Source organism: Pseudomonas fluorescens, from assembly GCF_018614775.1.
GTDB classification, from domain to species: domain Bacteria; phylum Pseudomonadota; class Gammaproteobacteria; order Pseudomonadales; family Pseudomonadaceae; genus Aquipseudomonas; species Aquipseudomonas fluorescens_BY.
Map to the genome: position 1 here is coordinate 13,239 of NZ_JAGGOF010000030.1, position 22,970 is coordinate 36,208.

The 22,970-nt window shown below is 62.5% G+C and carries 19 protein-coding genes; 3 read left to right on the forward strand and 16 right to left on the reverse strand.

Features of this window, described 5'->3' with window-relative positions; genetic code table 11:
* Positions 1 to 212: 212 nt before the first annotated feature.
* Positions 213 to 1,340, reverse strand: a complete 1,128-nt coding sequence (locus J7E36_RS08620; RefSeq protein WP_215001851.1) for a branched-chain amino acid ABC transporter substrate-binding protein — start codon at positions 1,338 to 1,340, stop codon at positions 213 to 215.
* A gap of 340 nt (positions 1,341 to 1,680) precedes the next feature.
* Here J7E36_RS08620 and J7E36_RS08625 point away from each other — a divergent pair, with 340 nt between their 5' ends.
* Complete coding sequence (locus J7E36_RS08625) at positions 1,681 to 1,986, forward strand: DUF2288 domain-containing protein (RefSeq protein ID WP_215001853.1); 306 nt, start codon at positions 1,681 to 1,683, stop codon at positions 1,984 to 1,986.
* A 298-nt stretch (positions 1,987 to 2,284) separates the two neighbouring features.
* Here the strand turns inward: J7E36_RS08625 and J7E36_RS08630 are convergent, their stop codons facing one another.
* Positions 2,285 to 4,459: a hypothetical protein gene (locus J7E36_RS08630; protein WP_215001855.1), complete on the reverse strand. Its 2,175-nt coding sequence runs from the start codon at positions 4,457 to 4,459 to the stop codon at positions 2,285 to 2,287.
* Positions 4,460 to 4,825: 366 nt separating this feature from the next.
* Here J7E36_RS08630 and J7E36_RS08635 point away from each other — a divergent pair, with 366 nt between their 5' ends.
* Positions 4,826 to 6,175 carry a spinster family MFS transporter gene (locus tag J7E36_RS08635; RefSeq protein ID WP_215001857.1) on the forward strand — a complete coding sequence of 450 codons (1,350 nt, stop codon included), beginning with the start codon at positions 4,826 to 4,828 and terminating at the stop codon, positions 6,173 to 6,175.
* A gap of 64 nt (positions 6,176 to 6,239) precedes the next feature.
* On the opposite strand, the gene J7E36_RS08640 is transcribed toward J7E36_RS08635, so the two are convergent.
* On the reverse strand, positions 6,240 to 7,757 hold the full coding sequence (locus J7E36_RS08640) for an MDR family MFS transporter (protein ID WP_215001859.1): 1,518 nt from the start codon (positions 7,755 to 7,757) through the stop codon (positions 6,240 to 6,242).
* Between the two features lie 69 nt (positions 7,758 to 7,826).
* The gene (gene pobA / locus J7E36_RS08645; protein WP_215001890.1) at positions 7,827 to 9,017 is read right to left on the reverse strand and encodes a 4-hydroxybenzoate 3-monooxygenase; all 1,191 of its coding nucleotides are present in this window, start codon (positions 9,015 to 9,017) and stop codon (positions 7,827 to 7,829) included.
* A gap of 167 nt (positions 9,018 to 9,184) precedes the next feature.
* Between pobA and J7E36_RS08650 the strand changes: the two genes are divergently transcribed.
* Entirely contained in the window at positions 9,185 to 10,078 is an 894-nt protein-coding gene (locus J7E36_RS08650; protein WP_215001861.1) for a helix-turn-helix domain-containing protein, read from the forward strand.
* Positions 10,079 to 10,084: 6 nt separating this feature from the next.
* Here J7E36_RS08650 and J7E36_RS08655 read toward each other — a convergent pair whose 3' ends face one another.
* The 12 genes from J7E36_RS08655 to J7E36_RS08710 all read right to left on the reverse strand — a co-directional run bounded on the left by J7E36_RS08655 (position 10,085) and on the right by J7E36_RS08710 (position 22,869).
* Positions 10,085 to 10,261: a hypothetical protein gene (locus J7E36_RS08655; RefSeq protein ID WP_215001863.1), complete on the reverse strand. Its 177-nt coding sequence runs from the start codon at positions 10,259 to 10,261 to the stop codon at positions 10,085 to 10,087.
* Between the two features lie 234 nt (positions 10,262 to 10,495).
* On the reverse strand, positions 10,496 to 10,855 hold the full coding sequence (locus tag J7E36_RS08660) for a DUF5064 family protein (protein WP_215001865.1): 360 nt from the start codon (positions 10,853 to 10,855) through the stop codon (positions 10,496 to 10,498).
* A 63-nt stretch (positions 10,856 to 10,918) separates the two neighbouring features.
* Entirely contained in the window at positions 10,919 to 11,848 is a 930-nt protein-coding gene (gene arcC / locus J7E36_RS08665; RefSeq protein ID WP_215001867.1) for a carbamate kinase, read from the reverse strand.
* Between the two features lie 168 nt (positions 11,849 to 12,016).
* Positions 12,017 to 13,027 (reverse strand): ornithine carbamoyltransferase, encoded by a 1,011-nt coding sequence (locus J7E36_RS08670; protein ID WP_215001869.1) that lies wholly within the window; start codon positions 13,025 to 13,027, stop codon positions 12,017 to 12,019.
* 70 nt (positions 13,028 to 13,097) lie between these two features.
* Complete coding sequence (gene arcA, locus J7E36_RS08675; protein ID WP_215001871.1) at positions 13,098 to 14,354, reverse strand: arginine deiminase; 1,257 nt, start codon at positions 14,352 to 14,354, stop codon at positions 13,098 to 13,100.
* A gap of 31 nt (positions 14,355 to 14,385) precedes the next feature.
* The gene (arcD, locus tag J7E36_RS08680; protein ID WP_215001873.1) at positions 14,386 to 15,813 is read right to left on the reverse strand and encodes an arginine-ornithine antiporter; all 1,428 of its coding nucleotides are present in this window, start codon (positions 15,811 to 15,813) and stop codon (positions 14,386 to 14,388) included.
* Between the two features lie 87 nt (positions 15,814 to 15,900).
* Positions 15,901 to 17,247 carry a CoA transferase gene (locus J7E36_RS08685; protein WP_215001875.1) on the reverse strand — a complete coding sequence of 449 codons (1,347 nt, stop codon included), beginning with the start codon at positions 17,245 to 17,247 and terminating at the stop codon, positions 15,901 to 15,903.
* Positions 17,248 to 17,291: 44 nt separating this feature from the next.
* The gene (locus tag J7E36_RS08690) at positions 17,292 to 17,696 is read right to left on the reverse strand and encodes a YbaN family protein (protein WP_215001877.1); all 405 of its coding nucleotides are present in this window, start codon (positions 17,694 to 17,696) and stop codon (positions 17,292 to 17,294) included.
* Between the two features lie 130 nt (positions 17,697 to 17,826).
* Positions 17,827 to 18,417 carry a biliverdin-producing heme oxygenase gene (locus tag J7E36_RS08695; protein WP_215001879.1) on the reverse strand — a complete coding sequence of 197 codons (591 nt, stop codon included), beginning with the start codon at positions 18,415 to 18,417 and terminating at the stop codon, positions 17,827 to 17,829.
* 191 nt (positions 18,418 to 18,608) lie between these two features.
* Complete coding sequence (locus J7E36_RS08700) at positions 18,609 to 21,203, reverse strand: TonB-dependent receptor (RefSeq protein ID WP_215001881.1); 2,595 nt, start codon at positions 21,201 to 21,203, stop codon at positions 18,609 to 18,611.
* A 119-nt stretch (positions 21,204 to 21,322) separates the two neighbouring features.
* Positions 21,323 to 22,282, reverse strand: coding sequence for a FecR family protein (locus J7E36_RS08705; protein ID WP_215001883.1), 960 nt, complete (start codon positions 22,280 to 22,282; stop codon positions 21,323 to 21,325).
* Positions 22,283 to 22,362: 80 nt separating this feature from the next.
* Positions 22,363 to 22,869 (reverse strand): RNA polymerase sigma factor, encoded by a 507-nt coding sequence (locus J7E36_RS08710; protein ID WP_215001885.1) that lies wholly within the window; start codon positions 22,867 to 22,869, stop codon positions 22,363 to 22,365.
* Between the last annotated feature and the right edge of the window lie 101 nt (positions 22,870 to 22,970).

Sequence of the window (22,970 nt, forward strand, 5' to 3'; positions counted from 1 at the left end):
CCTGATACGCATTTCACTGGTGGAGTCATTTTCCCGCCCGGCCCCGTGGATCTGCATCCACTTCGAGCACGAGGTTGGCCAGCGAACCGCTGATGACGGTTTTGAGATTTTCAGGTGGGGAGACTGGCGGATCACGCCAGCGCGGCCCAATACGTTCAAAACAAAGCCCACGGCACGCCGTGGGCTTTGTTGGCAGTCAGTCAGGCCAGGCCTTACTGAGGCGAAGCTTCGGTTTTAGGCTTGCCGAAATGCCACTCGTAGACCACGAACTTGAAGTCTTTCAGGTCGCCCTTGGCGTCGAAGCTCAGGTCGCCGGTCGGGGTCTTGAAAGTGCCGGCGTGGATGGCTTCAGCCACTTTGGCCGCGTCTTCGCTCTTGGCAGCGGTGATGGCCTGGGCGATCACCTGAACAGCCGAGTAGGACGGGAACACGAACGGACCGCTCGGGTCTTCTTTCTTGGCCTTGAAGGCGTCAGCCAGGGCGACGTTGGCAGGATCCTGATCGAAGGACTTCGGCAGGGTGACCAGCAGGCCTTCGGAAGATTCCTTGGCGATCTGCGAGATGGAGTCGTTGCCCACGCCTTCCGGCCCCATGAACTTGGCTTTCAGGCCTTTTTCCTGGGATTGACGCAGGATCAGGCCCAGCTCCGGGTGGTAGCCGCCGTAGTAGACGAAGTCGACGTTGGCTTGCTTGAGCTTGGCAATCAGCGAGGAGAAGTCTTTGTCGCCGGCGTTCACGCCTTCGAAGACGGCCACTTTCACGCCTTTGGCTTCGAGGGTTTTCTTCACGGCGCTGGCGATGCCTTCGCCGTACTGCTGCTTGTCGTGCAGGACCGCAACGATCTTCGGCTTGACGTGGTCGGCGATGTAGTTGCCGGCCGCAGGACCCTGGGCGCTGTCCAGGCCGATGGTGCGGAAGATCATCTTGTAGCCGCGAGCGGTGATGTCCGGGCTGGTGGCAGCCGGGGTGATCATGACGACGCCTTCGTCTTCATAGATGTCCGAAGCCGGCTGGGTGGAGCTGGAGCACAGGTGGCCAACCACGAACTTGACGCCGTCGTTGACGACCTTGTTCGCGACGGCAACGGCTTGTTTCGGATCGCAGGCGTCATCGTATTCAACGGCGACGAGCTGCTTGCCGTTCACGCCGCCCTTGGCGTTGATCTGCTCGATGGCCATTTTGGAACCACTGAACTGCATGTCGCCGTATTGGGCTACAGGGCCGGTTTTCGGGCCGGCGATGCCGATCTTGATGGTGTCGGCGGCAAACGAATGGCTGGCAACCCCGGCCAGAACCATAGCGGCAAACAGTTTGGAAATCTGCTTAGTAGCCTTAGTCATAGTGCTCCACTCATGCTGTTGTAGTTTTTATAGTCCTGGCGCCGTAGCAGCAGAACCGGGTCAGATATCTTGGATACCCTCGCGGAAAATGCCCCCGGCAACTGTACCGGTACAGTGTAGAGCGCCGATTGTTGGCAAGGGAAGCTGGCGCTTGGGGGCAAAAGCTGAGGGTGTCGCTTTATTGAAAGAAAAAGACAGAATAGCGGCGGGGATTGTCCGGTCAAATCGGCAATCCCTGGCGCTGCTGCACTTTTTCAATCGGTACTTCAATTGCTACCGGGTTTTTCTGCCGGACCACCGACGTTATCATTCGCGCCGATTTCTTTTCCGGACAGCTCCCATGAATGAAGAACCTAGCACCCTCTATGCCAAGCTGCTTGGTGAAACCGCATCCATTACCTGGAAGGAGCTGGAGCCGTTCTTCGCCAAGGGTGCCCTGTTATGGGTCGACCCAGCACTGGATTTGATCGCTGCAGCCGAGGCCGTGGCCCAGGACGAAGGCGAGAAAGTCGCCGCCTGGCTGGGCGCCGGGCAGCTTGCCAAACTGTCTGAATCGCGGGCGCTGGATTTTCTGGAGCGCGATCCACAGCTCTGGGCGGTGGTGGTTTCGCCCTGGATATTGACCCAGGAAAGGGCGTCGAATTGATCGGTGCACCAACTTGGACCCTGGTCTCGGCTGGACAAAAGTGTGTAGGTGAGTAGCGTGATGGCATCCTGCCGTGGTGAAACGCCACAGGGCAGGGTGACGTATACGTAACGGGAACAGTTTATTGAGCAGCCTTTGGGCTGCTTAATTGTTTCTGGATGTTGTTTGGGTGGCCGGATTCAGGACCGCTATCGCGAGCAGGCTCGCTCCCACAGGGGACCGCATCCATCCAGCAGGATGCAGTTCAATGTGGGAGCGGGCTTGCTCGCGATTGGGGCGACGCGGTGCTATGCCTGGCTCAATAAGACTTGCCCGTATGGTTATTCAGCGAAATAACCTTGGTCTTGCCAATGCGGTGACGGTAGATCTCGCGCAGGTACTTGATCGATTTCTTCACGCAGTCGCGGGACAGGCGGATGTCGTTGATCGAGACGAACTTCTCCTTGTCGTTGATCAGCTCGCGGTATTTCTTCTCGTACATCGGCTTGATGGCGTACCAGTTCGTGTCGAGGATCTTCGCCGGGTTCTCGAACTCGTTGAGCAATTCGTCGATGCGTTCTTCGTCGAAGTCTTCATTGATGATGAAGTCCAGGATCGAGTTGTCCAGGGTGTCGTCGAAGCGGTACGGGGTGCGGGCAAAGCAGCGTTTGATGAACGCCACGATCAGGGTCAGGAAGTCATCCGACAGGCACGGGCTCTTGGCGATCAGGGTGGTCAGCGACAGGTTGGCCGACGCGCCGATCACCAGCGCGTAACGCTTGAGCGTGGTGTTGGGGAACAGGCTGTTGAGATGGGTCTTGAGCCGGTTCAGGTCCATGTAGGACAGCTTGTAGTCCTTGGGCAACGAAACGATCGAGACCACTGACGAGCAATTCTTGAAGAAGTGCAGGTCGTGCAGGGCGGCCGCGTCGTAGCCGGAATTCTTGTACTGCTCCAGCGACGCCCGGTAGCGCTTGGACTCGATCGGCAGCAGGCTGATGCCTTCAATGGCCTGGGTGACCTTGTTGAAATGCGGCAGGTCGATGGAGCGGAAGAACAGGTCGTCGATGTTCAGGCGCGGTGGTTCTTTTTCGAACACCTTGAACTTGTCGCCGCTCGGTGCAGGCGTTTCCGGGACCACGGATTCGGCGTAGGCAATCGCCACCGGGCCGGCCAGGCTCATGAACAGGTCGTTGGCATCCAGGCGAATGGTTTCGCCGATGTCGATACCGGCGCGCCGGAAATAGTTCTGGTCGTAATCGGTCGTGACCGCCTGGGCCGTCAGGATGTTGAAGATCTGCTGGGAAATGTACTGGTTGGCGTGCTTCTCCATGGCGTTGACGTCGATGTTCTGGATGTTGCCGTCGTCGCTTTCCTCGGCGTAGCGCATGATGTCGTTGGAGATCAGCATCATTGCGTTCCACGGGCGGATACGGCCCATGACGCTGGCTTCGCTGCTGTCTTCATTGGCGAAGTTGTACGAAAAATCCCATTCTTCCGACAGGTATTTACAGAGCAGCCGTCCGGCGTTGATGTGCAGCGCTTCGGACATTTCGCTGCGATGGTCGGAAATGTTCGGCAGCACGCAAATGCCGCTGGTGAAGATCGGTTCGAAGACGAAGGAATGACCGCTCTTGCTGTCGTGCTCGTCCATCGGCTTGGTGTCGAACGTCTTGTTCATGTACGAGTACTGCTGCGCCAGGCCGAACTCCGAGGCCATGCCCGAACCGGTACCGCCACCGGCACTGAAGATCGAGAAGTACAGGCGCGACTGGTTGGCCTTGATGCCGCAGCTGTCGATCAGGTACGAGTGGATCATTTTCCAGTCGGGGCTGGAGAAGCGCTGGGTGTCCTTGTTGAGGATGATCTTGGCCAGGTACTGGCCCAGAATCGGCGCGTTACCGGCGCCGCCGGCGTGGACTTCCGACAGGTCCATGATTTTCATTTTGCTGTAGTCGCGCAGGAAGCCGCTTTTCTCGCCCTTGCGTGAGAAGCGGATGCGCCCGGCAATGTCCTTGTCCAGGTCGCCCAGCATCACCAGCGGTTCCACCAGGAACACCGGTTTGCTCGCCTTGCTGGTCCCCAGTCGCAGGTTGTTACGAATCCACTGCGCAGGGCTGTAGCCTTTGTCGTAGTGCTTGTCTTCGGCGTTGAATTCGTTGAGGTAGAACTTGCGGGCGTTGTACACCAGTTCCGCCACGTCCAGGGCAATGTTGGAGCCGCAACGTCCCAGGCCGATCAGGCACACCGAGGGGAATTCCTGCTGGTCGCGTTCGCTGTCGTCGTCCACCAGATGCGGTGGGCGCGGGAACACGGCGTCGCGCAGGCCATCGAGGTTGTCGAGGATGCGGTCCGTGTTGGTTTCGGTGAAATACAGATACTGCTGGCTCGACAAGGAACGCGAGGTGCTCACTGGGCTTGAGGTTTCAGGGCCGTTGGCCGCTGGGCTCAGCGTCAGATCGGATACCGCAGTGGCTGTTTTTTTTGAAGTCATTGTGCGCCATATGCCTGAACTGGTCGGCTCGACAACCTCGGTTATCAAACCATAGCGGATGGGAGCTCGCGTCCTTGGATGGCGCGAATGTCGGTCCAAGCGGTCAGGACTGCGGCCTGAACTGCACTTGGAAGAATCTTTTCCTGTCCCGTTGAATCGGCCATCGTCCGACGATCTTTAACCAGGAACGGGCAAAATGGTGGCAATTGTTACAGGAACTTGATCGCCATCAATCAACCCGCCGTGCGCCATGGATGGGTATCAGCCTGGCGAATGATCGGAGACAGCTCACGCGCTGCTGTCTAGATTGCAGGTTCCGGGCTCGGATGCTCGCCGTTGCCCCATAACAATAAAAGAGACGGACCCATGCAGAACTCGACCCAAGCGGCGAATGCCTGGCGCATTCTGTTCCTGCTGTTCCTCGCCAACCTGTTCAACTTCTTCGACCGCACCATCCCGGCGATCATCATCGAGCCGATCCGCATGGAGTGGAGCCTCAGCGACTTCCAGATCGGCATCATCGGCACCGCCTTCACCATCGTCTACGCCATCGCCGGGCTGCCCCTGGGGCGCATGGCCGATACCGGTTCGCGCAGCAAGTTGATGGGCTGGGGCCTGGCGGCCTGGAGCGCGTTGACGGCGGTCAATGGCCTGGTGGGCAGTTTCTGGGCGTTCCTGCTGGTGCGCATGGGCATCGGCATCGGTGAGGCCAGTTATGCGCCGGCCGCCAACTCGCTGATCGGCGACCTGTTCCCGGCTCACCGCCGGGCGCGCGCCATGGGCATTTTCATGTTGGGCCTGCCGATCGGCCTGCTGCTGGCGTTCTTCACCATCGGGGCCATGGTCAAGGCTTTCGACAGCTGGCGCGCGCCGTTCTTCATCGCGGCGGCGCCGGGGTTGGTGCTGGCGCTGTTCATGTTCTTCATCAAGGAACCCAAGCGCGGCGCAGCGGAAACCGTCCAGGTGTCCCAGGAAAAGGTCGACCGGCCGATCCGGCGGGTGCTGGCAATTCCGACGTTCCTCTGGCTGGTGTTGGCGGGGCTGTGTTTCAACTTCGCCACCTATGCGTGCAATTCGTTCCTGGTGCCGATGCTGCAGCGTTACTTCCAGATGTCGCTGCCTGATGCAGCGGTGGCCACCGGGATCATGGTCGGCGTGACCGGCCTGTTCGGCTTGACCATCGGCGGCTGGGTCGCCGACAAGATCCATCAACGGGTGCCCAGCGGTCGCCTGCTGTTCGCCGCGTTCAGCCTGGTGGTTTCGACGGTGACCACCGCGTGGGCCCTGCATGCCGGGCGGATTGAAATCGGTGTGTTCGTCGCGGTGTTCAGTGTCGGCTGGTTGTTTGCCTATAACTTCTATACCTGCGTGTACACGGCGATCCAGGACGTGGTCGAACCGCGCCTGCGGGCCACGGCGATGGCGCTGTTCTTCGCCGGGCTGTACCTGCTCGGTGGCGGCCTGGGGCCGGTGGTGGTGGGCGGGTTATCCGATTATTTTGCCCGCACCGCCATGGCCGTTGCCGGCGCCCCGCAGATGACCGAAGCGTTCAAGGCCATTGGCCTGCACGATGCGATGTACCTGATCCCGGTGGCGCTGTTCCTGACCATGGTTTTCCTGTTCCTGGCGTCCCGCTGTTTCGTGCGCGATGCCAGGCGGATGAAGGAGGGGATGAGTGAGGCGGTGCTGCCCGAAGGCGTTGTGGCAAATGCCTGAGATCAATCTGTGGGAGCAAGCTTGCTCCCACAAATTCCTCGCCACAGGTTTTTGTGCATTCTGGCTAGTGGACCTTTTCATCCCGCCCACGCAGCAAGCGATTGGGCATCACCAGCGCCGCCGCCAATCCCAGCAGCGATACCGCTGCGCTGATCAGCAACAGGTGCCGGAACGTCGCCTGCAGTTCCTGGCGCAAGGCGTTCTGCGCCTCGCCCGGCGCGGCGTTCAGGCCGTCCAGCAACACGTTGCCGGAATGACCTTCAGCGAGCAGCGACGTACCGGCGAGTTGGGCCAGGCTTGAGTCTTGCAACAGCGCCAGCAGCAACGCCGACATCGACGCCACGCCCATCGCCCCGCCGAGGGAGCGGAACAGGTTGGTGGTGCTGGTGGCGACGCCGATGTCCTGTGGCTGCACCGAGTTCTGCGAGCCCACCAGGGACGTCGGAAACTGCATCCCCGAGGCGATGCCGCTGAGCAGCATGAACACACTGCTGAGCCAGAACGCGTCGGGCGGGGTGAAGGCCATGCCGAGGATGGCGAATGGAAAGAGCAGGGCACCGCTGAGGATCATCGGTTTGTAGCGCCCGGTGACCGAGGTCCGGCGCCCGGCGCAATAAGCCCCGATCGGCAGGCCCATCGCCAGCGGCAGCAGGTGCAACGCCGCGCTGTCGGCGCCGGCGCCGGTCACGCTCTGAAAACGCAGGGGCACCAGCACCGTCAGCGAGATCGCCTGGAAACTGGTGAAGAACACCGTGCACCAGCACAACACCGCGCTGCGGTTGACGAACAGGTGCATCGGCAGCAACGGTTCCCGGGCCCGGCGTTCGTGCCAGACGAAAATGCCCAGGACCAGCACCGCGCAACCCAGCAGTCCGAGCACTTCGCGGCTGTGCCAGGCATGGCCCTGGCCGATCTGGGTGATGCCCAGCAGCAACGCCGTCAGGCCGATGATCAGCAACACGGTGCCCAGGTAATCGATGATCGGCGTGCGTTGCGGCACGGGCAGCCCGACCAGGGTGCGCCGGGCCACCCACCAGGCACCCAGGCCCAGCGGCAGGTTGATCAGGAACACCCAGCGCCACGACAGGTATTCGGTCATGTAGCCACCCAGCACCGGGCCGGCCACGCTGGCCACGGCGTACATACTGCTGAAATAACCCTGGTACCGGCCCCGCTCGCGAGGTGGGATGATGTCGCCGATGATCGCCTGGCTCACCGAGATCATGCCGCCGGCGCCGATGCCCTGGACGATTCGCGCCAGCACCAGTTGCTCCATGTTCTGCGCCAGGCCACAGAACAGCGAGGCCAGGGTGAACAGGCCCATGCCGAACAGCATCAGTGGTCGTCGCCCGTAGAGGTCGCCGAGCTTGCCGTAGATCGGCACCGCCACGGTCATGGCGACCATGTAGCCGGAGATCACCCAGGCCAGCAGGCTGACGTCCTTGAACTGCGCGGAAATGGCCGGCATCGACACGGCCACGATGGTCTGGTCCAAGGCACTGAGGAAAATCGCCAGCATCAGCGCGACGAGGATGCTGCGGATGGCCGGCTTCGGGGCTTGCGGGGTGTCGAGCTGAGTCACGGCAAAACCTGCGGGCGTCACGCCAGAAGGGTGAAGGGGACGAAGCCCGCAGTTTAAATCGATAGCCGGCTATTCGATAGCCTCATAAGGAAGCCCGACGTAATTTTCCGCAATGGTTTTTCGACCGGCTTCGGAGTCGACGAAATACTCCAGCTCCGCTTCACTGATGCGTTGGTTGAACGCGTCGTCATCGAAACGGTGCAGCATCGAGGTCATCCACCAGGAGAACCGCTCTGCCTTCCAGATGCGCCGCAGGCAGATGGCGGAATATTTTTCCAGCAACTCCACACGGCCGTCGCGGTAGACCTTGAGCAGGATGTTGAACAGCGTGCTGACGTCGCTGGCGGCCAGGTTCAGGCCCTTGGCCCCGGTGGGCGGGACGATGTGGGCCGCGTCCCCCACCAGGAACATCCGTCCGTACTGCATGGGCTCGACGACGAAACTGCGCAGCGGCGCGATGCTCTTCTCAATGGACGGGCCGGTCACCAGTGCCTCGGCCAGGTCGGCAGGCAGGCGGGTCTTCAGTTCGGCCCAGAAGCGCGCGTCCGGCCAGTCGGCCAGTTGTTCCTCGACGGGCACTTGCAGGTAATACCGGCTGCGGGTCTTGGAGCGCATGCTGCACAGCGCAAATCCGTGGGGATGGCGGGCGTAGACCAATTCGTCGTGAACCGGCGGGGTGTCGGCCAGCACGCCAAGCCAGCCGAACGGATAGACCCTTTCGAACACCTTCAGTTTGTCCGCCGGGATCGATTGTCGCGCCACACCGTGGAAACCATCGCAACCGGCCACGTAGTCGCAGTCCAGGCGCCAGGTGTCACCCTGGTGCTCGAAGGTCACGAAGGGCTGGTCGGTCTGCAGGTCGTGGGGTTGGGCGTTACTGGCCAGGTAGAACGTCCGGGCGCCGGCGGCTTCGCGGGCGGCCATCAGGTCGCGGGTCACTTCGGTCTGGCCGTAAATCATGACGCTCTTGCCGCCGGTCAGGCCCTTGAGGTCGATGTGCACCCGACGCTCGTTGAGTGCCAGCTCAAAGCCGTCGTGGGGCAGGCCTTCGGCGTCCATGCGTTGGCTGACGCCGGCCTGGCGCAGCAGGTCGACCATGCCTTGTTCCAGCACGCCGGCGCGGATGCGGCCCAGCACATAATCCGGGGCCTGGCGCTCGATAATGACGGTGTTGATTCCGGCGTTGTGCAACAACTGGCCGAGCAACAGGCCCGAGGGGCCGGCGCCGATAATGGCAACTTGGGTCTTGAGGGTTTTCATTATTGTCATGACTCGCACGAAGCACGCGGCCGAGGTCGGTGCTGATTGTTATGTGCTTGCATTTTTCGCTTGCGGACCTGTCAATTGAAGGGGAAAACTGAGCGGATACCTGTTCTTTTTGCCAATTGGTGCGATTATCGCCCGCAACCCCAGGCCGGATCCGAGTCATGAAAAAACCAGAGCTGCCTTCGATCCCGGTGTTCAAGCTCTATGGCGAGAGCCAGGATTGGCCGACGCCGGACCTGCTGCACTGTGAAACCATTTCCAAGCGCAGCAGCGAATACCAGTGGGAAATCAAACCCCATCGGCACGCCGACTTGTGCCAGCTGTTGTTCGTGTTCAAGGGTCGGGCGGAGCTGGAGATCGAAGGCCAGCGCACGCAACTCGACGAGCCGACGGTGCAGATCCTGCCGCCGTTGTCGGTGCATGGGTTCCGCTTTTCCGAGGATGTCGACGGTTACGTGGTGACCCTGGCGGCGCCGTTGGTGACGCACCTGCAATCGCAGCTGGGCCATTCGGTCAACGTCCTGGCCCAGGCCGAAAGCTATCCGGCTGGCGAGAACGGCGAGTACCTCAACAGTGTGTTCAGCGCCTTGCAGAGTGAGTACATGGGCCATCAACCGGCCCGGGAAATGCTGATGCATGCGCTGGTCAGCGTGATCATGGTCTGGGTCAGCCGCCAGGTCATGCAACGCCGTACCCAGACCCAGCGCCCGCAGCGGGCGCGGGAGTACCTCAACGGGTTCATTCAGTTGGTGGAGGAAACCTACCGCCAGCACGTCAAGGTCGAAGACCTGGCCCATCGCCTGGGCATTTCCGTGTCCCACCTCAACGGCACCTGCCGCGAGCTGGCGGGGCAGCCGGCGTTGCAGATCATGCACGAGCGTCAGCTCCTGGAGGCCAAGCGGCTGCTGACCTACACCGGCATGACGATCTACGAGATTTCCGAACTGCTCGGGTTTTCCGACCCGACCAACTTCACCCGCCTGTTCCGCCGCCGCGTCGGCATTTCGCCCAAGGCATTCCGGGACCGGCTCAAGACCGATCAGCAGGACGACTGAACCGCCTCAGCGCAGGGCGTTCAGGCTCGCATTGTGCGGGATGCAGCGCTCCAGGTTGCAGCTGGCGAACTCGCGGGGCATTTGCCTGGCCTGTTCGACCCGGTAGGCCGCCGTGCCATACAGCGCAAGCGTGGCGGCGCAGGTAACGAAAATGGCGAGGCGTCTTCTTGTTCTGATGTTCATGGCGATGACCTCTGAACGAATACCCGGGGGTACTGCTTTCAGCATAGGCCAGCGCGGGTGAGTTGCCAGCGGGACGGGGTTTGCAAGTAACCCGATATTCAAGGCACTGATGGATCCCTGTGGGAGCGAGCCTGCTCGCGATAGCGGTCGATCAGTCAACTCATCGATTGGTTGATATACCGCTATCGCGAGCAGGCTCGCTCCCACAGGGGGGATGTGGTGTTTAGTGGTTGGTTACTTCAGGTGTTCAGGCTTCATCGGGTCACCCGGCTTCACGTCGAGCTGCGTGCGTACGTCCTCGAACATTTTGTCGTAATACTCGTGCATGGACCCGATGTTGGCGCTCTTGGGCAGGCCGTATTTCTGGGCGATGCGTGTGGCATGGCGGGCGAAGTCGAAGGCTTGGTCCTTGGGCAGGAAGAAGGTCTCGTCGACGCTGTGCGCTTCCACTGTGCCGTGCAGGCGGAATGACATGCCAGGACCTTCTTGCGGGTCCTGCGCCAGCTCATAGTCGATGCACAGGTTGTAGCTGTGATCGTCCTTGTTCAGCGCGTGGCGTTCCATGTGCAGGTGACCCGGTTGGAACATGGCCATGAGCGATCTCCTTCATAGGCGTGGATGTAGGGCAGACCCCGGGTCTGCCCCGGGAGTTTCCGGTTATCGATAAACGATGCCCGTCGCCGCCGTGCTGATGCGCGTGCCGGCGGTGCCCTGGACGATAGCATCGATGTCCGCGAGTGACCCGATCACGGCGACCTTGCCGGTGTTGCGCGCAAATTCGCAGGCGGCCTGCACCTTGGGGCCCATGGAGCCGGCGGCAAAGTCGAGTTTTTCGAGGGCGTCAGGATGGGCGCTGGCGATGGCCTTGCAGGTCGGCTTGCCGAAATCGATAAATGCCGCGTCGACGTCGGTGGCGATCACCAGCAGATCGCTCTCCAATTGTTCGGCCAGCAGCGCCGAGCACAGGTCCTTGTCGATCACCGCTTCAACACCTTGCAGCTTGCCATTGGCGTCGTACATCGTCGGAATGCCGCCACCGCCGGCGCAGATCACGATGCAGCCCTTTTCCAGCAGCCACTTGATCGGACGGATTTCAAAGATGCGCCTGGGCCTGGGGCTTGCGACCACTCGGCGAAACCGGTCGCCGTCGGCCGCGATGGCCCAGCCTTTCTCGGCGGCCAGTTGCTGCGCCTCCTGCTGGCTGTAGACCGGGCCGATGGGCTTGGTGGGGTTTTGGAAGGCCGGGTCGTTGGCGTCCACCTCCACCTGGGTCAACAGTGTGGCGAAGGGCACTTCGAAGTCCAGCAGGTTGCCCAGTTCCTGCTCGATGATGTAGCCGATCATGCCTTCGGTTTCGGCACCCAGCACATCCAGCGGGTAAGGAGTCACCGACGTGTAGGCCGCTGCCTGCAACGACAGCAGGCCGACCTGCGGCCCGTTGCCGTGGGCAATCACCAACTGGTTGCCCGGGTGGATCCTGGCGATCTGTTCGGTCGCGGTGCGGATGTTGCTGCGTTGGTTGTCGGCGGTCATGGGCTCACCCCGACGCAGGAGGGCGTTACCGCCCAGGGCAACGACGATGCGCATGGTGCTGTCCTCTGACAGAAAAAAATGGACGACTCGGTCTCCTTGTGTGGGAGCGGGCTTGCTCGCGAAGGCGGAGTAACAGGCACAGTCATTTCAACTGAACACCGCTTTTCGCGAGCAAGCCCGCTCCCACACTGGATCGCATTCCAGCTTGGGGTCGGGCGATGCTTAGATATCCGCCAACGCCGACACCAGAATCGCCTTGATGGTGTGCATGCGATTCTCCGCCTGCTCGAAGGCGATGTTGGCCGGGGACTCGAACACCTCCTCGGTCACTTCCACGCCATTGGCCAGGTTCGGATAGCGGGCGGCGATGTCCTTGCCGACCTTGGTTTCGCTGTTGTGGAACGCCGGCAGGCAATGCATGAATTTCACCCGTGGGTTGCCCGAGGCTTTCATCATTTGCGCGTTGACCTGGTAGGGCAGCAATTGCTCGATGCGTTCATCCCAGGCTTCCACCGGTTCGCCCATGGACACCCAGATATCGGTGTGGATGAAGTCCACGCCCTTGACCGCTTCTTTCGGATCCTCGGTGATGGTGATGCGCGCACCACTTTCAGCGGCGAAGGCGTGGCACTGGTCGATGAAATCCTGATGCGGCCACAGGGCTTTTGGCGCGCCGATGCGTACGTCCATGCCCAGTTTGGCGCCGATCATCAGCAGCGAATTGCCCATGTTGTAGCGGGCATCGCCCAGGTAGGCATAGCTGATGTCATGCAATGGCTTGTCGCTGTGCTCGCGCATGGTCAGGGTGTCGGCGATCATTTGGGTGGGGTGGAATTCGGCGGTCAGGCCGTTGAACACCGGCACCCCGGCGAACTTGGCCAGTTCTTCGACGATCTCCTGTTCGAAGCCCCGGTATTCGATGGCATCGAACATCCGCCCCAACACCCGTGCGGTGTCTTTCATGCTTTCCTTGTGGCCGATCTGCGACGACACCGGGTCGATGTAGGTGACGTGGGCCCCCTGGTCATGGGCCGCGACTTCGAAGGCGCAGCGGGTGCGGGTCGAGGTTTTCTCGAAGATCAGCGCGATGTTTTTACCCTTGAGGTGCGGCTGTTCGGTGCCGGTGTACTTGGCACGCTTGAGGTCGCGGGACAAGTCCAGCAGAAAGTGCAGCTCGCGGTTGGTGTGGTGCATCAGACTCAGCAGGCTGCGGTTGCGCATGTTGAACGCCATGATGTGGATCTCCTTGGGTTTCGGTTATCCCCGGGCCTGTCTTGGGTAATGACCGGCCCCGGCTCAAAGATCAGTAGTCGATCGGGTCGCGAATGATCGGGCAGGTCATGCAATGGCCGCCGCCGCGGCCCCGGCCCAGTTCGCCTGCGCTGATGGTGATGACTTCGACCCCGGCCTTGCGCAGCAGCGTGTTGGTGTAGGTGTTGCGGTCGTAGCCGATCACTACCCCTGGTTCCAGGGCCACCACGTTGTTGCCGTCGTCCCACTGTTCGCGTTCGGCGGCAAAACGGTTGCCGCCGGTTTCCACCACGCGCAGCGCCGGGAGCTTGAGGGCGGCGGCCACGGTGTCGATGAAACTGGCTTCCTCGCGGCGCACGTCGATGCCGCCTGGCTTGCTCTCGTCGGGACGCAGGGAGAAGGCCACGATCTGATTGACCACGTCCGGGAACACGGTCACCAGGTCGCGATCGCAGAAACTGAACACAGTGTCCAGGTGCATGGCTGCCCGGGACTTCGGCAAACCCGCGACGATCACTCGCTCCACGGCCTTGTGCTTGAACAGGTTCAGCGCCAGTTGGCCAATGGCCTGGCGGGACGAGCGTTCACCCATGCCGATCAGCACCACACCGTTGCCGATGGGCATCACGTCACCGCCTTCGAGGGTGGCGCTGCCATGGTCCAGGTCCGGGTCGCCGTACCAGATCTGGAAGTCGGCCTGGGTGAACTCGGGGTGGAATGTATAGATGGCCGTGGTCAGCAGGGTTTCCTGGCGGCGCGCCGGCCAGTACATCGGGTTCAGGGTGACGCCGCCGTAGATCCAGCAGGTGGTGTCACGGGTGAACTGGGTGTTGGGCAGCGGCGGCAGGATGAAGCTCGAGTGTCCGAGGAAGTCGCGGAACATCTGCAGGGTCTTGCCGCCGAAGCTGTCGGGCAGGTCATCCGCCGACACGCCACCGATGAGGAATTCGGCGATACGGCGTGGTTCCAGGCTGCGTAGCCACGCACCAACCTCGTTCACCAGGCCCAGGCCCACCGAGTTGGCGGTAACCTTGCGTTGCAGAATCCAGTCCAGGGCTTCGGGAATGGCGACGATGTCGGTCAGCAGGTTGTGCATTTCCAACACGTCGATGCCCCGCTCGCGCATCTTGGTGACGAAATCGAAATGGTCGCGCTTGGCCTGGTTGACCCACAGCACGTCATCGAACAGCAGTTCATCGCAATTGTTCGGGGTCAGCCGCTGATGGGCCAAGCCAGGGGAGCAGACCATGACTTTGTGTAACTTTCCTGCCTCGGAATGAACGCCGTACTGCACTTTGTCCGTGGTCATTGCCTATCCTCCAAATGAATCGATCAGCCCGTTACAGGGCCAGGAAGCCGTTGTAGAGCCCATAGGCGGCCACCAGGGCGCCGGCAACCACGGCGGTGAAAATCAGCTTCTCGACAGCGGTGAATACCGGCTTGCCCACTTCGCGCCTGGCCTTGGCGAACAAGACCGCTCCGGGTGCGTAAAGCAAGGCGGAGAGCAGCAGGTACTTGATCCCGCCGGCATACAGCAACCACACCGCATAGGTCAGGGCGATGACGCCGATGAGCAGATCCTTGCGACGTTCGGCAAGGGCGTTCTCATAGGTTTCGCCGCGCACTGCCAGCAGCAGCGCGTAGGCGGCCGACCACAGGTAGGGCACCAGGATCATCGACGTGGCGAGGTAGATCAGCGACAGGTAGGTGCTGGCCGAGAACAGGGTGACGATCAGGAACAACTGGACCATGGCGTTGGTCAGCCACAGGGCGTTGGCGGGCACGTGATTGGTATTCTCGCGACGCAGGAACGCCGGCATGGTGTGGTCCCTGGCAGCGGCGAACAGGATCTCGGCGCACAGCAGCACCCAGGACAACAGGGCGCCGAGCAGTGAAATGATCAAGCCAATGCTGATCAGCACCGCGCCCCAATGGCCCACCACATGCTCCAGCACCGCCGCCATGGACGGATTCTGCAGCTTCGCCAGTTCCGGTTGGGTCATGATCCCCAGGGACAGCACGTTCACCAGGACCAGAAACAGCAGCACGGTGATGAAGCCGATCACGGTGGCTTTGCCCACGTCCGAGCGCTTCTCGGCGCGGGCGGAAAAGATGCTCGCCCCCTCGATGCCAATGAACACCCAGACGGTGACCAGCATCATGTGGCGCACCTGGTTCATCACGCTGCCCAGGTCCGGATTTTTCACACCCCAGATGTCGGCCGTGAAAATGTCGAGCCTGAAGGCGAACACGGCGATCAGCACGAACAGCGCCAGCGGCACGACCTTGGCAACCGTGGTGACCAGGTTGATGAACGCGGCTTCCTTGATACCGCGCAGCACCAGAAAGTGCACGGCCCATAGCAGCAGCGAAGCGCCAATGACCGCCGCGACCGTGTTGCCTTCGCCGAAGATCGGGAAAAAATAGCCCAGGGTGCTGAACAGCAAGACGAAGTAACCGACGTTGCCCAGCCAGGCGCTGATCCAGTAACCCCAGGCCGAAGAGAACCCCATGTAGTTGCCGAATCCGGCCTTGGCATAGGCATATACGCCGCCGTCCAGGTCGGGTTTGCGATTGGCCAGGGTCTGGAACACGAAAGCCAGGGTCAACATGCCCACCGCGGTAATCGCCCAGCCGATCAGAATGGCTCCGACGTCGGCACTGGCGGCCATGTTCTGCGGCAGGGAGAAGATGCCGCCGCCGATCATCGAGCCCACTACCAGCGCGACCAGCGCACCCAAACGAAGCTTTGGGGGGGTATCAGACATTGCATGACTCCGAGGCAGCAGGGGGGAGTCACAGCCTACGTCGATTTCCCATTCGGTTAGCTGACCCAGATCAGCAGGCGGCGCTGATCACCATTGCGCTCGATGGGCGCCGAGTGCCGTCGCCGCAAGTGTCCACTGCCAAGGCGTGCCGCTGATTTTCAGCGGCACCTGCAATCGACGCGCCGGCCCCCATGGCGTCTGCTCGACCAGCAGGCCCAGATCATGCTCGTCCTCGGGCCGTAGCCCGGCATGGACGCCCGTTCCCCGCTCGATCAGCAGCCTTGCCGTACGCGCCAGTGACAGGCGTGCCGAGCCGCCGCCCCCGCTCGCCAAGCGCCGGGCCAGCAACACCAGGGCGCTGGCCGCCATCAGGTAACCGGTGCCATGGTCCAGGGCCTGCACGGGCAGCGGTGTCGGTTTGTCCGTCTGTTTCCAGCCCATGCCGGCCTCGGCGATGCCGCAGCTCATCTGCACCAGGCTGTCGAAGCCGCGGCGGTTCTGCCACGGGCCGCTCCAGCCGTAGGCATTGAGGCTGACGTCGATCAGCCCGGGGGCGATTTTTCGGCGTTGTTCGGCGCCGTAGCCCAGGCGTTCCAGGGCGTCGGCCCGGTAGCCGTGCAGGAGCAGGTCGGCGTCCTTGAGCAAGGCTTCGAAGGTTGCGCGGTCGTCGGGCCGGTGCAAGTCGAGGCGGCTGCAGCGTTTGCCCAGGGTGACTTCCGGGACCACGCCTGGCTCGTCCCAGGTCGGCGGGTCGATGCGCAGGACGTCGGCGCCCAGCCCGGCCAGGAAGCGGCTGGCAATGGGACCGGCCAGCACGCGGGTCAGGTCCAGCACCTTGAGGCCTGCCAGTGGCTGGGCCACGGAGCCGAGCCAGGCGCTGCGCTGCTCACCTGCGGTTTCAACGAAGTGCACCAGCGGCTCGGCATTCACGGCCTTGCCTTGCGGATGCGCCTGCCAGGCCTGCCACGAACGCATCTCGGCAGCGCAGCCCCCGGCGTCGACCACGGCCTGTTCCAACTCAGTCTTGTTCCAGCGAGCGACTTTTGTCGCCATGTCGGCGCGATCAATGCAGGCCCCGAGGACTTTTTCCGCCGCCAGTCGGTGATGAGGGGCGTTGGTGTGCAAGCGAATCCAACCGTCGGCCGTGGCGTAGTCGCCGGCCACCGGGTCCCACATCGGCGGGAGGTTCCAGCCGATGGGGCGCAGGGACGTGGCGAACCAGAATGAGGCCAGGCGCCGGTCGACTTCCAGCGCTGGCAGGCGTCCGGTGTGCTGATGGATCAGTTCGGCGACGGCCTGGCCGGCCGCGGCAAGGCTGGCGCAGGCCAGCTCGGTGACCGCGAACGCGGAGGGCAGGGCGCCTTCACCGGTAAATATGATCGGGGTCGTGGGCAAGCCGAGGGAGGCTTGGACGGTTGTGAGCAGATCAGTCATCGCGGGCCTCCTGAGTGAGAAGGCGAGCATAGATCAAATTGATTTCATTCGGAGTCACTGCGCGGCGCCCGCGTGCACTTCACCGGGCGCGACCAGACCCACAAGTTGCCCAGGCCCATGCCGGCCAGGGCCAGGTAGACCGGCCAGGCATGTTCGAGCATCACCAGCATCAGGCCGGCGCAGAGCAGCATGCTGACGGTGGCGCCGACCTTGGCCCGGCGTGGAATGACCCTGCCGTTGCGCCAGTTGTGCAGCATGGGGCCGAACAGCCGATGACGCTCCAGCCAGGCGCTCAAGCGCGGCGAACTGCGCGTCGCGGCCCAGGCGGCCAGCAGAATGAACTCGGTGGTCGGCAGGCCGGGGACGACGATGGCGATCAGGCCGATGGCGAGGCTGACGTAGGCGAGCAGGCCGAAGAGCAGTTGGGCGAGTTTCTTGGGGTGGTTCATCAGCACCTTTCAGTCATGCATGTTTCCTTGTGGGAGCGGGCTTGCTCGCGAAGGCGGTGTCAGTTAACGATGATGTCGACTGACACACCGCCTTCGCGAGCAAGCCCGCTCCCACATTTGAACAACGGTATCAAGCCAACTCGACGGTATAAGCCTGCTCCAGCAACACGGTAAACCGGTTGAACGCAGCCAGCGCACCTTTATCCGCCTCGGCCTCCTGCTGTTCGGTGAGGGGCAACTCGTCGAGGGTGCGGGTGAAGGTTTTCCAGCCCTCGGCGCGCCCGCCGACGGGTTCTGCCAGGTGCCGGGCGCCGAAGGTTTCGCTCAGCCCCAGGCCTTCGGCGCGCTTGATCAGGAAGGCGGCGCCGAGTTTGGAGCCTTCAGAGACGAACAACCAACCGAGGGCTTCGGCCTGGGTTGGCTTGTTCAGCGCACCGGCCACCGGCGCCGGCACTTCGGTGTCCAGGTCCGCCAGGTCGGCTTTCGCTGCTTCGGCCCGGCAGCGGCTCGGCAGGTCGGGGAACAGGCGGGCCAGCTCGGCGTCGTTGTACAGCGCCACCAACTCCGACTGGAACAGGTACTGGGCGACGACGAACCGGGCGAAGCTGGCCGGGGTTTCGAACGGGGCGTGGGCCTTGACCAGGGCGTCGAGCTTGCCGTGGGGCTCGTGGGTGATCTGGTTGAGGCGCTGGGAGCGCGAGGTGGGGCGTTGGGTGCTCATCAGTATTTCCTTCGAATGGACATTGTTGTTGCGAGGGATGTTTTCCCGCTTGGAGCAGGCCTTGTGGCAGCGCTATCTGTGGGAGCAAGGCTTGCCCGCGATGAAGCCAGCGCGGTCCCTCAGGAGTCGAGGCGCCTGTATCGCGAGCAAGCTTTGCTCCCACAGCGGATCGGTTTGCCGCAGTGGTCGAATCAGATATCCCAAACCAGGTTGACCGCGAAATTGCGGCCGGGCGCCGTCAGGCGGTCGAGGTTGGCGGGGCTCAGCACCGCGGCTTCGCCGACGCTGTCGTAGCCGCGTACGTCATCCCACAGCCAGTACTGCTTGTCGGTGAGGTTGTAGAGGCCGCCGCTGACGGTGATGTCCTGGGTCACCTTGTAGAAACCGCTGAGGTCGAGGATGCCGAAACCCGGGGTCTTGAACTGGCTGCTCACGCCATCGGGCGAGTTGAAATTGCTGTCGTCGACGCGGTCTTTTTTCTTCACCAGGGTCCAGCTGAGCAAGGTGCCGTAGTGGTCCTGGTCGTAGCCCAGGCCGAACACGCCGGTCAGCGGGTTGACGCTGTTGAGCGGCTGGCCGGTGTCGTTGTTGCGACCGTAGGCGTAGGCCACCGAACCCTGGGTATACAGGCCTTGCGGCGCGCCAAACAGATCCAGGTCCAGGCGCCCCTTGACCTCGGCGCCCTTGATGGTTGCGTGCTTGATGTTGTTGCTCTGGAAGGTCAACTGGTCGGCGCCGGGGGTGATCGCGTCCTCGTTGATGAAATCGCGGTACTTGTTGTAGAACACCGCCACGTCGAACGAACCTGAATCGAAACGGCCGCGCAGGCCGGTCTCGTAGCTCTGGCTTTTTTCCGGTTCCAGGTCGGGATTGGGCGCCACGCTGTAGCCGACGCCGGCGTTGTCGAAGCGACCGTACAAGGCCTTGGCGGTCGGGGTGCGGAAGCCTTCGGCGTACTGTCCATAACCGGTGTACTGGTCGTTGAAGGCGTAGGTCAGGCCGAACTTGGGCGAGACGCGGTGCCACGTTTTGTCACGGTCGCTGACATCACCGGCGCCGGTCGGGTCGGCCGTGTTCAGGAACGCCTGGGTGATGTGTGGCTTGAGCTGGGTGTAGTCGTAGCGCAGGCCTGGGGTGAAGGTCCACCTGTCCCAGCTGATCTGGTCCTGGGCGAACACGCTGTAGGTGTTGATGGTCGGGTCGGGGAAATCACTGGCCTTGGCCAGGACATCCGCCGCGCTGGTGGCACCTGTCGCGATGCAGCCCCGGCCAACCGCCAGGCAAACACCCGTGCCGCTGCGCGAGCCTGTCACCTTCTGTTGCTTGATGGTGGCGCCGTAGGTCAGTGCGTGATCGGTGTCGGCGAGACTGAAGGCCTTGTCCAGTTGCGCGTCGAAGACCCACTGCTTCTCTTCATAGAGGGTGTCCCGGCTGCGCAGAACCTGGCGGGTGATCGGGAAGTAGAATTCCTCGGTGCTCTGGTCGGTCTTGGCGACCTGATGGTTCAGGCTCCACTTCACGTTATCGGCCAGCAGACTGTCCAGGGCGAAGCTGTGCTCCAGGCCGAAACGCTCGCGGGTGATGGTGTCATTACCGGTGCGCCACTGGTACATGCCGCCGGGCAGCAGGGAGGCGGGAATGGCCGGACCACCGTTGGAATAGGGGCCGCCATAGGCGCTTTTCAGGTCGGTGTCGCGATCGTCCTTGTACTTCTCGTAGACCAGGCCCAGGCGCGCCTCATCGCCGTAGTTCCAGCCGAGCTTGGCGAGCACGTTGTGGGCGCGAACGTCTTGCGGGTTGGCCGCGGTGCGGTCCAGGCCGGTGCCGTTGTCGCTGCCGTAGGATTCGGTTTCGTGACCGTCGCGCTGGCTGTAGTGCAACAGGCCGTCGAAGGCCCCGCTGCGACCGGCGACAGTGGCAGACTTGAGCCAGCTGTCATCGGCGGAGCTGTAGCCGGTCTTCAGGCGAGCACCGACGTCCTGGCCGGGCTTGATGATGTCGTCCGGGTCCAGGGTGAAATAGCTGACGGCGCCGCCAATGGCATTGCTGCCGTACAGCACCGAGGCCGGGCCGCGAAGGATTTCCACGCGCTTGACGATTTCCGGGTCGAGGTAGTTGCGCTGGGTCTTGGCGTAGGGACCGTTGAAGAAACCGTCGGGGATTTCCACGCCGTCGACCTGGGTCAGGATCCGGTTGCCGTCAATGCCGCGGATGTTGTAGCCGCTGATGCCGCCACGCTGGCCCGCACCGCCCACCGAAACGCCGGGCTCGTAGCGCACCAGCTCCTTGATGGTATTGACGCTGTTACGGTCCAGTGCCTGGCGGTCATGGACGGTGACCGTGCTCGGTACGCCGGTGATGTCCTGTGCCTGGCGGGTGGCGCTGATGGTCACCTGTTGCAGGTCCATCACGCTGGCGGTGCTGCGCGTTTCCAGGACGACGCTGTGGTCGCCCAGTTTGTGGTAGCTCAGGTTCGTTCCCAGCAACAGGTGTTCCAGGGCTTTTTCCGCCGGCAGTGAACCGTTTACCCCCGGCGAGGCGACGCCTTCGGCCAATTCCGCCGACAGGCCGACCTGCCAGCCCGTGACGGCGGTGAATGCGTTCAACGCCGAGACCAGCGGCTGCCGGGCGATGGCAAAGGTGTAGTCGCCCATGTTCCGCGCGGGCGGTTGCGCCGCCGTGGCGGCGAGGACGACAGGGACGGTGCCGGCCATCAGGATGGCGGCGGTCAACAACGACAGCGCGCAAGCAGGAGAGAGGAACCGGCAGGTAAGGCGAGAGGACATCAATAGCGCTCCGTGTCGCATCGGTTATAGGTGCAGATTCGCATTTATGGATGCGAATCAATTGCATTGGCTATAACAAGACGAACCAGCGGAGCCTATCGAGTAAAAATAATCTTCATTCAGTTGAAAATCACCAGCGCCGGGAATTCCTGCAGGCGCGCCGAGGTGATGTAGGCCAGGGAGCGGGCCACGTCCAGCGGCTGGTCGAGGCGGTAGTTTCCGGTCACTGCGACGTTGGCCAACTGCTCGTTGGTGTTGATGATCCAACCCGGGTAGTAACGTTGCAGCTCGGCCAATACCTGGCGCAACGGCCGGTTCTCGAACACCAGGCGGCCCTCGACCCAGGCCAGGTCGGTGGCGCTGTCGAGCCGGGCCGGCCGGTCGAAACCGTTGGGACCGATGCGGATGCTTTCTCCGGCCGACAGTCGCACATGGCTGTCGTTGCGATGGGCCCGCAGGTCGACAGCGCCGCGCTGCACCTGGACCTGGGCCACACCGTCGAGGTAGCGCACCGCGAACGTGGTGTCACTGACGCTGGCCGTGACCGGGCCGGCGTCGATCTCCAGCGGCAGGGTGCGGCTGGCCGGCACCTCGAAAAACGCCTCGCCCTTGTACAACCGGGCAACGTGGCGCTGTTCGTTGAACCGGCTGGAGAACGCCGTTTCGGTGTTGAGCAGGACCTTGGAACCGTCTTCCAATTGCACGCGCTGGCGCTCACCGACCACGGTCAGGTGATCGGCCTGGAAGTGCAAGGGCAGGTCGCTGAAGTTGAACAGGCCCAGCAACAGCACGGCGGCGGTCGCCAGGGGTTTCCAATGGGCGCGCAGGCGGACGCGTGCGGTGACCTTCGGCGCGGCGTCGAGCTGACGGGCACTTTCCAGCACCTGCGGACCGTCCCAGATCGCTTTGGCCCGGGCGAACGCTTCGCCATGGCGCGGATCGGCCGCCAGCCAGGCCTGGAACTGCCGGGTCTGCTCCTCGCTGGGGTTGTCCAGCAGGATCAGCCAATCCAGCGCCTGTTCCAAGGCGTGGGCGGTGTGCGCCGCAGCGGTTTCAGGGGAGTGAGGGGTGTCCGTCACGGGGGTTACTCGGAGTGAGTGGCAAGCGACAAGCTACAAGCGCCAAGCTACAGATGGCAAGTTCATGTGCAGCTTGGCGCTTATAACTGACAACTGTTCACACAGATCGCCATGATCAGCTTCAGTTCCTTCTGCACCGTGCTCAACGACACGTCCAGTTGCTCGGCAATGTCCTGGTAACCGAGACCGTGCAGGCGGCTGAGGATGAAGATCCGTTGCTGGCGCGGGCTCAGTGTTTGCAGGCTGACGTTCAGGCGTTCGAGCATCTGCCCGGCATGGGCGGCGTCCTCGGCGCTGCTTTGGGGCGCGGCCACATTGTGGACGATCTCGAGGGGCACGCCGTCCAGCAGGGTTCGCGACTGCGCGCGGCGGGCACGCAAATGATCCCGCGCCAGGTTGCGGGCGGTCTGGAAGACAAAAGGCTCGAGGTGGTCAACGGTGCGTTCAGCCAATGCGCGGGAGACGCGCAGGTAGGTTTCCTGGAGCAGGTCTTCAGCGGTGCAGGGGTTGTTGACCATGCGCTCAAGGGTGCGCAGCAGCGGCGTGCGCTGGGCGAGGAAGACGTGATGAAGGCGCGATTGACTCACGGTAGGGCCCGATCCGGTACGAGTAGATGATAATGCTTATCATCTACTCGACAGGTCAAGCCTGGATTTCAGTGTCACTTTATAACCCTGTGGGAGCGAGC